Consider the following 9,388-nt stretch of genomic DNA (forward strand, 5'->3'; position numbering starts at 1 on the left):
GACTATTATAGAATCCGGGAATCTTCCAGATAGACCATTTTTATAAGCGTACAAAAAAGAGGGGTGCACCTTTATGGTTCTTCATGGTTTGTCTTGTAAGTGCTAAAAATTGAATAGACTTGCGTCTATCTTTCAGATTTCTCGGATGTCTTCATAATAGTCATAATGGGGCACCGGATTGAGCCAAGGTCTCAATCCTACCAAGCTTCAAACTGACTCTACGGGTTAYACCCTAGAGTCAGTAATTCACATTGGTTGCACTTCCCMAWTAYGACTATTATAGAATCCGGGAATCTTCCAGATAGACCATTTTTATGAGCATACAAAAAAGAGGGGTTCCTCTTTTTTGTGTTTATAAAAATGGGTATTCTTTTCGTAATGAAAAAGGTGCTTGAATTGTGAAAAATTTAGCAGTTTGTTAAAAAAGAAACAAAAAAATTAAACTTTTTAAAACCTTGTTGTGACGCTATTGTTAGGATTTAATTCATTTTATACATTATATGTAGTATTTTCTAACAAAAAATTTGTGATATAATGAATTTGGGAATTTTTAATGGATTTTTGAGGTATTTTATGTTGTTTTTTATGAATAACATAAGCTAGTTTTAAAAATCTAAATGAACAAAAATAAATTCAAAGGAGAGATATTCATATGAAAAGAAAGACTAAGGGTATGTTAGCCGCTGCGGCAGCGCTAATGTGTATATTCGTAGCTTCAGGATGCGGGAAATCAGGCGGTGGCTCTGATGCCGCAAATCCAGCTTCTTCAGGCTCTGGAGAAACTGCGGCGCAAAATTCAAATTCTGGGGCAGAAACCATCGAAGAGTATATCGTTATGGATGGGAGTAGAATAAATGTTCTTACTAATAAAGGAAACGTCTATTATATCGGTGGAGGTCTAAACTTTAGTAAGGATGATGTTGCTGTTGAAACTCCGACGAAGTTTTTAGAAAACATTAGCTTTATTCCTGGTAATGGAAGTACTTGGATTGATAAAAACGGTGATTTATACATTAATGGGATCGACCCTATTAAAGGCGGAGCAGTTGATGCGCCTAAAAAATTAGGTGGTAATATTGTTGTCTCAACTCCATACCTTATGGGGATAGTTGCGGTAGACAAGGATGGAAATCTATATTCCTATGGTCAAGCCAAATACAATGGGTTTGACAAGGACTATGCAGAGTTGACTAAGATTGATAGCATCAAGGATGTTGTAAAAGTAACATCAGACCACAAAAATCGATTCTTTTTGGCTCTAACCAAAGATGGTACAGCTTATAGCAAAGCAGCTGATGAAGACTTTAAAAAAGTGATGGATAATGTTAAAGACATCCAAGGAAATTATATTATTACAAAAGATGATGTTATGTACTATTCAGGTAAACAACCAGAAAAAATTGGACAAGGACTTAAACTTAGTAAGTATGTAGACCCAAGATCGGCAGTATTTGTTGAAAATCAAACCATTGCACGATTGGATTGGAACGGAAAACCACTTAAGGCCGATAAAGAAATAGATACACTATACGGTTACTATCCTAAGGATATAAAAGAGGTACTTTACCACGATATTTCGAGTGATCCCAAAAAAGATAGTATTAAAATTCTTAAAATGGTTTACGAAAATACAAATGGTGAAATTGTATTATACGGAGTCAACGATTGTTATAAAGATACAGGAAAAGTAGAAACTAATACAAAAGTCACTAAGAGTGTAGAAGATATATCTAAAATCTGGGAATTTATTAAAGCATCTAAAAAATAATTAGTGTAAATCAATGAAAGAGCAATCGAGAGGGTTGCTCTTTTTATTTTGGTCATTATTTAAACAGATAGAAAGAAATGATATACTTTCAGTGAGGAGGTGGGGTTGTTGAAAATCATTTTAAAAGAGGACATCGAGCTGTATCGTTATTTGATTGCTAAGGCGACATTTTTACAAACGCATAAAGAGTACCGCTTGGTGGAATCCTTCTTAGATAGTAATTTTTTTTTAGTAGCCAACCGCAAAACAAAAGAGAAAGTGTTTGTGTCGCTGTTTAAACAACCGACGAAAGAACCGGCTGACCTAGAGTGTAAAAAGATTGTGTATATTCAAAATGCGAATACGAAGATTCCGCAAGGGTTTGACGTAGAAAAGGCGGATAAAGAGTTCAATGACCAGCTCGCGAAGAATATCAGACTTGGATTTTTAGCACCAGATCAGTTAGTCGAACAGTTTCAAGGGGTATTTAAAGAAGACGTTGAGACGTATTTTAAAAAGGCAGAAGCAGCGATTCGAGAAGAGCGACAAGTTTTTGTGAAGTACTATGCCAAGGAAACGATTGAGAAGAATCCGTATCAAGTGGTGGAAGGGAATGTGTCGTTTAGTCATCCGAAGCATTTCAACGACCCGTTTGACTGTAATTGCTACTACGCGAATGGCCATTCAATGATGGATTTCTTCCGTGTGTTTTGCTTTACGCACGCCGCAGATAATATTTTAATGTGGTCTTATTACGCCAATAGCCACGCAGGGTATGCGCTTGAGTATTCGTATGCGAGCCTGTTAGACAAAATTCATTCCTTAAAGGTAGATGGACTCTGTGTATACGGCCCGGTGGAATATATTGATAAACGTCCTAATACGAGAAGCAATAGCAATCAATTCTCGTATTCGAATCTGAATTTCTATATTAAAGCGACCTTTGCAAAATTCAAAGAGTGGCAACACGAGAGAGAATACCGCTTCGTGTGCATTTTGGATGAAAAAACAGAAGTCGCGCATGAAGTTCTTGGAGATTGGGTGGTCATTCCACAAGTGGATGTCGTGCAAGGATACGCTGGATGCAACAATCAAAAAATAAAGTTGAAGGCGCAGTACCCCGTCCGAAAATTGGAGAAAGATATATTAAATTACTTGCTGAAATAAGATTAGATATTTTATTTAACTGAATGATGACGTAAGGCTCAATCCGATGCCCCATTATCGCTACTATAAAGGTTTGAAGGAATCATTCTAAACCAAAACAGACTTAAAACCATTCTTTTACACGAGTGATTTTAAGTCTGTTTTTATTTTTGTAGCATTTTGAATGGATTTAACTTCTCGAAGAGTGGAATCAATAAAATCCAGAAGACGACATTTCCGATGGCGTGGTACGTATCGAAAAGGACGCCGTTTAAGTAGTAAATCCAGAAATTCAGACCAGGCATGCTGAATACCCAGAAAATCGAGATGATAAAGCCGTATAAATAGCCCATCAGTCCTGCAAAGATTGGAAAAACAATCCAAGCTAGGCGCGGGAATTGTTTTCTTTTTCGCCACAGTGGACGAAGGAGTAATGCACACACGCAGACGAGGGCAAAACTTACCATTTGATAGATTGTCCATGGCCCCATGCTAACTAGAAGGTTGGAAATCAAAATGGAGATGCTACCGATAGCAACGCCGTACAAAAGTCCAAGTTCTAGCGTAATCCAAATGACCACAACGGTAATCGGTTGAACATTTGGAAGTGTGAGGAGGCCGAGTCTTCCAATCACGCAAAAAGCGGATAGTAGGGCGATAAGGGTGATTTTTCGAGTTAAATTTGCCATAGGACTATTGAAGTTTATTGAGTTTCCAGTCGATGACGTCGCCTGCTTTTAGGATGACTTCTTTTGCACCGACAGGGCTCATCGTACCGTTCACATCGAATAACCAGTATTTGTTTTCGGCTGGGACTTGTTCCACACCGTTGATAGAAGAAATAAAGCCGTCTTTTTCAACGATTTTCAGTTGTGCCTTCATCACGTCTAGAAGATTGTCGCCTTCTTTGAAAGTGAGGGTGAATGGGCTCCCTTCGATGGCTTGTCCATCTTTTGTGATATTGAGTGTGACTGTTGTCGATTGCGCTACAGTTGTCGCAGTTGTTGTTTCCTGTGTAGTAGTTGTTGTTGGCGCTTGTCCGCACGCTGTTAAGAAGAGGGCAGCCGCCAAAATTCCAATAATTTTTTTCATAAGAGTCTCCTTTGAAGTTGTCTTTTAAACCACTGCTCATTCTAGCAAGCATCCCTACTGTTGTAAAGTAAATTTTTACGAAAAAAACTCTATGAAATCTTGAGAAAAGTGGTATACTAAAGTGTAATTAATTTTAGGAGGCATTTTATGGAACACACAAGTGAATTCGATACAAAAGTCAAAAAAGCTTGTCAGAAAAAAGAAGCTTTATTTACAGAAAGTAAAGGACGTTACGCGATTCGTTCAATGTTTGCAGGAGCATTCTTAACGATGAGTACAGCGGCAGGGGCATATGCAGCACAAAATATTGCAAGCATTAACCCAGCGCTTAGCAAGTTCATCTTCGCATTTATTTTTACATGGGGTTTGGTATACATTCTATTTTTAAACGCGGAACTTGCAACATCAAACATGATGTATTTAACAGCAGGAGCTTACCGCAAACATATTACATGGTCTAAAGCATTAACGATTCTATTCTACTGTGGTGTATTCAACCTCATCGGTGCAATGATTGCGGGTGCGGTGTTCGCCCACACTTCAGCGTTCAGCGGATTAGAAGCAGGTCAATTCATCGCGAAAGTGGTTGAAGGTAAACTAGCTCGCGGTAATGAGTCAGTATTACTTGAAGCCATTGTAGCGAACGTCTTCGTAAACGTAGCTATCTTATCATTCTTACTCATTAAGAGTGATGTTGCAAAAATGTGGATTGTTATCTCAGCAATTTTCATGTTCGTATACTTAGGAAACGAGCACGTGGTTGCAAACTTCGCTTCATTCTCAATCGTGAAATTCACATCAGTAGGAAGTTCATTAGACTTCATGAACTGGTTCAATATGATTCGTCACTGGTTAGTAGCTTTTGCTGGTAACTGGATTGGTGGAGGTATCATTATTGGGTTAGCTTACGCATACCTAAACCGTTCAAAAACTGTATATGTTGATTAATCAAAAATGAATACTGTAAAGAAATAGAACCGCCATTTATGGCGGTTCTATTTTGGTTTATTTATCTTTTTAGGTTGGATGTCTCACATCCTGTGTAGTTGAGTTCGCCATTGCAGAAATGGCGTGCGTTTCCTGAAACATCTGCAGAACGTTACACGTTCCTTCCGGTGTTCCAGTCCAACGTTCCATTTCTGAGCGCTCGGTCTCGTATCCTAAAAAGGTCTTTTACTTTTATTTTCGTATCCTAATAGGATGTCTGGGAATTCTTGGCTTACTGCGTAGAAGAATGGTTGTAGTAAGTCATCTGTTTCGTCCCCAACGTTTTTAATGAGTAGAGAAGTTTTCTTTCTACGGTATGATTTGTCGTTAGTTAGAACGATTAATTGAGAAGTACGGCTAACAGTCATTCCGTATGATTTTTGAGTGTAAACGTAGTGGTAAATTCGTTCAGCTTTTGTTAAGTCGTATACTTGGAAATTCTTGTATGTCGCAAGTAGGTGGTGTTTGTATAAAACGATTCCTAATTGATTATCGACATAAGTTGCATTATCTAATACTGTATCCATTGAATAGTTTAATTCTGGATAAGCACTGTATAATTCGTTATACGCTTTGTCTTCCCCTTTACGTGTTGCGAAAGCACTGTAGAAGAATACAAGAGCAATAACACCTGCTACACCAGCGATGATATTTGCAACTAATTCATTTTTTTGAAATTCGTATACAGATGCATAGTACTCAGTTTCAGCTAGTTTTGAAATAGTTTCGTTTTCGCTAATAGTATCTTTAAATTCAGAAGTGTAGTTACGGACGGCGCCACTTGCACCAGATCTACGAATTGTTGCAGCAACGATAACAGGGTTTTCTAAAAGGTCGTCGACAGATGCTAATTTTTGGATTAATGGATCACCTTTTTTAACTTCGATACTTGCATAACCATAGTCATCTTTATCGGTTTTAGAAAACTCGATTAAATACAATTCAGTTCCACCATCGATTTGTGCAATGGGATTTTTTGAATAACCAGTGATTTTAACAGCAGTATTCGCTGCATCTTCCATTCTAACTTCGCCAAAAACATTTCCCTTTTTGTACATGTTATCAGCTGTTTCATAGAAGCGGAAGAAGCATAACGCTCCAAGAGATACGATAAGTGAAAGAGCTCCAGCAATAATGAGGCCGACAAAGGCTTTAGTATTACGTTTTTCTGTCATAATTATTCTCCTTTAATATAGGTTGTATGATAGATATAATATATCACAAATATCTTTGAACTGCAAAGTTAATTTTTTAATTTAGTAGACAGAATTGATTTGGATTGCGCAAAAAAAACCGACCCGCATTGCGAGTCGGTTTGATGGGTTGGTTTTTGTGTAGTTGAGCTCGGGCTCATATCCTGTAGTTGAGTTCGAAAAAGCAGAGGCTCAAGCCTTTCGAGTTTAGTCCGCACGGTCTTTCAGACCGTTTACGGCTAAACTGCGAACCGTCATCGCCTCTTACCGCTTTCTCTCACATCCTGTTTTTAAAATGGTCGATTATTTTCATACCCTACGGCCACGTTAGGGAATTCTTCGGCTACAGTGTGGAAGAATGGTTGTAAGAAGTTATCGGTTTCTTCCCCAATATTATGGATAGCAATCTTCGTTTTCTTACCACGGTATGATTTGTCATCTGATAAGAAGATGAGGAATGAGTCAATATTTGTTGTCACTCCATATTTCTTGTGTGTTACTTGATAGTGGTAAACGCGATTTGCTTTTGTAATGTCGTATACTTCTAATCCGCTCCAAGTAGTGAAGAAGTGGTTCTTGTAGATGTATACAAACATTTCATCGTCGACATAAGTTGCATTTGTCTTTAATAAATCCAAGTTGCCACGTAATTCTGGGTAAGCAGCGTAAATTTCATCGTAAGCCGCACCAACTTTTTTACGTTTCCAGAACGCTAAACCGATAAATACAAGACCTGCAAGCGTAAGACCTGCCGCAACCATTAATCCACCTTTTTTCGCAGAACTATTTTCTGTTAGAGAAAAGTAGTAGTATGTTTCAGCCTCTGCAGAAAGCAGGTTGTTATCTTTAAACACTTTTGTAATTTTGTCGCTATATTCTCTGATGGCTGACTTGTTTGTATCAGAAAGAATAGTCCCGTAAATATACTCTGGATTGTCATTCAATGAGTCAGCTTTTGCAATTAATTTATCAGCTTCTTCTTTTGTCATTTCGACACCAACAATACCGTATTTAGGATTCGCTGGGTTATCATCTTTTTGAAATTCAACAAGATAGACGTATGATTTCCCTCCATCTAGGACGATGACAGGATTAGTTGAAATATCTGTTACTTTTAAGGCCGTTTCTTTACCATCTGCACTACTTGTAAATTGCAGTCTAGCGCCTTCTTCATATTGTTTTTTCGCATCTGGTTTTTGGAAGTTGAGAAATGCAACAACACACGCCGCGATAATCAAAATAATCCCGAAATAAAAACGGATATTAAAACCGTGGTTACGATTTTCTGTCATAAAATAAAAACTCCTTTGTAATAATATTGTTTCAATTAACAGCACTCTAGATAACGATTTTTTGCAAGTTGATTTTCACTAGAAATGCAATAAAAAATAGGACTCGCACTGCGAGTCCTTTATAGTTTCCACATCAGCGCAGGGGTTTATTGTCTTCTGTCTTTCTGCCTAGTTGAGCTCGGGCTCACAGGACTGACGTCCACTTCCCGTAGTATCCGCACGACTTGTTCCAAGTCCCTTGCGTTACTCCGGTCCAGTGTTTCAGTCCTGAGCGTTCGCCCTCACATCCTTAACTAGAACGGTCTATTTTTTTCATATCCTACTGCTGTGTCAGGGAATTCTTGGGCAACTGCACGGAAGAATGGTTGTAAGAAGTCATCTGTTTCTTCACCGATGTTCTTAATTTCAATTTTCTTCTTCTTACCTTTGTATGATCTGTCGTCTGATAAGAAGATTAGGAATGATTCGATGTTCGTTGTGATTCCATATCTCTTGTGTGATAACTGATAGTGGTAAACGCGTTTTGCTTTTGTTAAGTCGTATACTTCTAACCCGCTCCAAGTAGTGAAAAAGTGGTTCTTGTAGATGTATACAAACGTTTCATCATCCGCATAAGTAGCGTTTGTACGTAGTAAATCTAAGTTGCCACGTAATTCTGGGTAAGCAGCGTACATTTCGTCGTAAGCCGCACCAACTTTTTTACGTTTCAAGAATGCTAAACCAATAAATACAAGACCAATCACTGTAAGTCCTGCCGCAACGATTAATCCGCCACGTTTTGCAGAGCTAGCTTCTGTTTGAGAGAAGTAGAAGGTTGTTTCAGGGTTAGATTGTAGAAGGTTATAGTTATGGAATGCTTGAGTAATTAAGTCACTGTACTTTTGAATCGCATGTTTATTACGGTAAGGATAAATGATTGTTCCGTAAACATATTCTGGATTGTCTTGCATTGTATCAGCTTTTGTGACTAATTTCGCAGCTTCTTCTTTTGTTAATTCAAGACCAATATAACCAGGTTCTTTGCCTTTTGAAGTCCCTTCTTTTTCGAATTCAACAATGTAGATATAGGATTTTCCGTCATCTACGGTGATAACAGGCTCTCTTGAGATATCAGTAATTTTTAGAGCTGATTCTTTATCGTCATTGCTTGTTGAGAAGCTAAGGGCTTTTCCTTCTTCATAGATTTTCTTAGCGTCTGGTTTTTGGAAATTGAAAAATCCGATGACGCAAGCGGCAATAATTAAAATAAGTCCGAAGTAAAAACGAATTCTAAAGCCGTGATTACGATTTTCTGCCATATGATATAAACCTCTTTTCAATAATATAGATATAATACAGATATATTACTCCAGAAAATAACATTTTGCAAGTGGCTTGGATCGAAAAATACCATATATGGACATGTGTACTGACCCCAAAAAGTTAGACAATTAATTTAAGCAAAGGATTTAGTTCTGTATTGCACAGGACTAAGTCCTTTTAGTTTTACTTTGATTCGTTTGTTGTTGTAATAATCAATATAGTCGACGATTGCCCCCTCAAGTTCCTTTATAGACTTAAATGTCTGCTCATAGCCATAAAACATTTCTGATTTAAGAATGCCAAAGAAAGATTCCATCATGCCATTGTCAGTACTATTACCCTTGCGAGACATAGATGGCTGAATGCCCTTATCTTCTAAAAAACTATGATAAAACTCATGCTGGTATTGCCACCCCTGATCACTGTGGAGAATAGTATTCTTGTATTCTTCTTCTCTAAAAGCTTGTTCTAACATATCCTTTACTTGTTTTAAATTTGGCGAAGACGATAGAGTATACGCTATAATCTCGCTGTTATAACCATCTAAAATTGGTGATAAATATAGTTTTTGATTACTTGTTGGAATAGAAAACTCTGTAATGTCTGTATAGCACTTTTCCATCGGTTTT

Annotated in this window: 9 protein-coding genes; 3 read left to right on the forward strand and 6 right to left on the reverse strand. The window is 37.7% G+C overall.

Features of this window, described 5'->3' with window-relative positions; genetic code table 11:
- Positions 1-652 precede the first annotated feature (652 nt).
- Both ADH02_RS00165 and ADH02_RS00170 read left to right on the forward strand, forming a co-directional pair.
- Entirely contained in the window at positions 653-1,768 is a 1,116-nt protein-coding gene (locus tag ADH02_RS00165) for a hypothetical protein (RefSeq protein ID WP_048781573.1), read from the forward strand.
- Between the two features lie 99 nt (positions 1,769-1,867).
- A complete protein-coding gene (locus ADH02_RS00170; protein WP_239681706.1) occupies positions 1,868-2,914 on the forward strand; it encodes a DUF2971 domain-containing protein in 1,047 nt (348 codons plus the stop codon).
- 143 nt (positions 2,915-3,057) lie between these two features.
- Here the strand turns inward: ADH02_RS00170 and ADH02_RS00175 are convergent, their stop codons facing one another.
- Both ADH02_RS00175 and ADH02_RS00180 read right to left on the reverse strand, forming a co-directional pair.
- Complete coding sequence (locus ADH02_RS00175) at positions 3,058-3,582, reverse strand: ECF transporter S component (protein WP_048781576.1); 525 nt, start codon at positions 3,580-3,582, stop codon at positions 3,058-3,060.
- A gap of 4 nt (positions 3,583-3,586) precedes the next feature.
- A complete protein-coding gene (locus ADH02_RS00180) occupies positions 3,587-3,985 on the reverse strand; it encodes a DUF4430 domain-containing protein (protein ID WP_048781578.1) in 399 nt (132 codons plus the stop codon).
- 147 nt (positions 3,986-4,132) lie between these two features.
- On the opposite strand from ADH02_RS00180, the gene ADH02_RS00185 reads away from it, so the two are divergent.
- Positions 4,133-4,933, forward strand: a complete 801-nt coding sequence (locus tag ADH02_RS00185; protein WP_048781580.1) for a formate/nitrite transporter family protein — start codon at positions 4,133-4,135, stop codon at positions 4,931-4,933.
- Between the two features lie 212 nt (positions 4,934-5,145).
- Here the strand turns inward: ADH02_RS00185 and ADH02_RS00190 are convergent, their stop codons facing one another.
- The 4 genes from ADH02_RS00190 to ADH02_RS00205 all read right to left on the reverse strand — a co-directional run.
- Positions 5,146-6,147: a hypothetical protein gene (locus tag ADH02_RS00190; protein ID WP_048781582.1), complete on the reverse strand. Its 1,002-nt coding sequence runs from the start codon at positions 6,145-6,147 to the stop codon at positions 5,146-5,148.
- A 308-nt stretch (positions 6,148-6,455) separates the two neighbouring features.
- Positions 6,456-7,457, reverse strand: a complete 1,002-nt coding sequence (locus ADH02_RS00195) for a hypothetical protein (RefSeq protein WP_048781584.1) — start codon at positions 7,455-7,457, stop codon at positions 6,456-6,458.
- Between the two features lie 293 nt (positions 7,458-7,750).
- Positions 7,751-8,755, reverse strand: coding sequence for a hypothetical protein (locus ADH02_RS00200; protein WP_048781586.1), 1,005 nt, complete (start codon positions 8,753-8,755; stop codon positions 7,751-7,753).
- A 137-nt stretch (positions 8,756-8,892) separates the two neighbouring features.
- Positions 8,893-9,388 (reverse strand): IS3 family transposase (locus tag ADH02_RS00205; RefSeq protein ID WP_048781588.1); only part of this gene is annotated, 496 nt, incomplete at its 5' end.

The organism is Streptococcus sp. 263_SSPC, from assembly GCF_001071995.1.
GTDB lineage: Bacteria > Bacillota > Bacilli > Lactobacillales > Aerococcaceae > Granulicatella.

What these genes read in the sequence shown, in the direction of transcription:
- ADH02_RS00165 (WP_048781573.1), top strand. Translation starts at nt 653, where the DNA reads ATGAAAAGAAAGACTAAGGGTATGTTAGCCGCTGCGGCAGCGCTAATG.
- ADH02_RS00200 (WP_048781586.1), bottom strand. Translation starts at nt 8,755, where the DNA reads ATGGCAGAAAATCGTAATCACGGCTTTAGAATTCGTTTTTACTTCGGA.
- ADH02_RS00185 (WP_048781580.1), top strand. Translation starts at nt 4,133, where the DNA reads ATGGAACACACAAGTGAATTCGATACAAAAGTCAAAAAAGCTTGTCAG.
- ADH02_RS00180 (WP_048781578.1), bottom strand. Translation starts at nt 3,985, where the DNA reads ATGAAAAAAATTATTGGAATTTTGGCGGCTGCCCTCTTCTTAACAGCG.
- ADH02_RS00175 (WP_048781576.1), bottom strand. Translation starts at nt 3,582, where the DNA reads ATGGCAAATTTAACTCGAAAAATCACCCTTATCGCCCTACTATCCGCT.
- ADH02_RS00190 (WP_048781582.1), bottom strand. Translation starts at nt 6,147, where the DNA reads ATGACAGAAAAACGTAATACTAAAGCCTTTGTCGGCCTCATTATTGCT.
- ADH02_RS00195 (WP_048781584.1), bottom strand. Translation starts at nt 7,457, where the DNA reads ATGACAGAAAATCGTAACCACGGTTTTAATATCCGTTTTTATTTCGGG.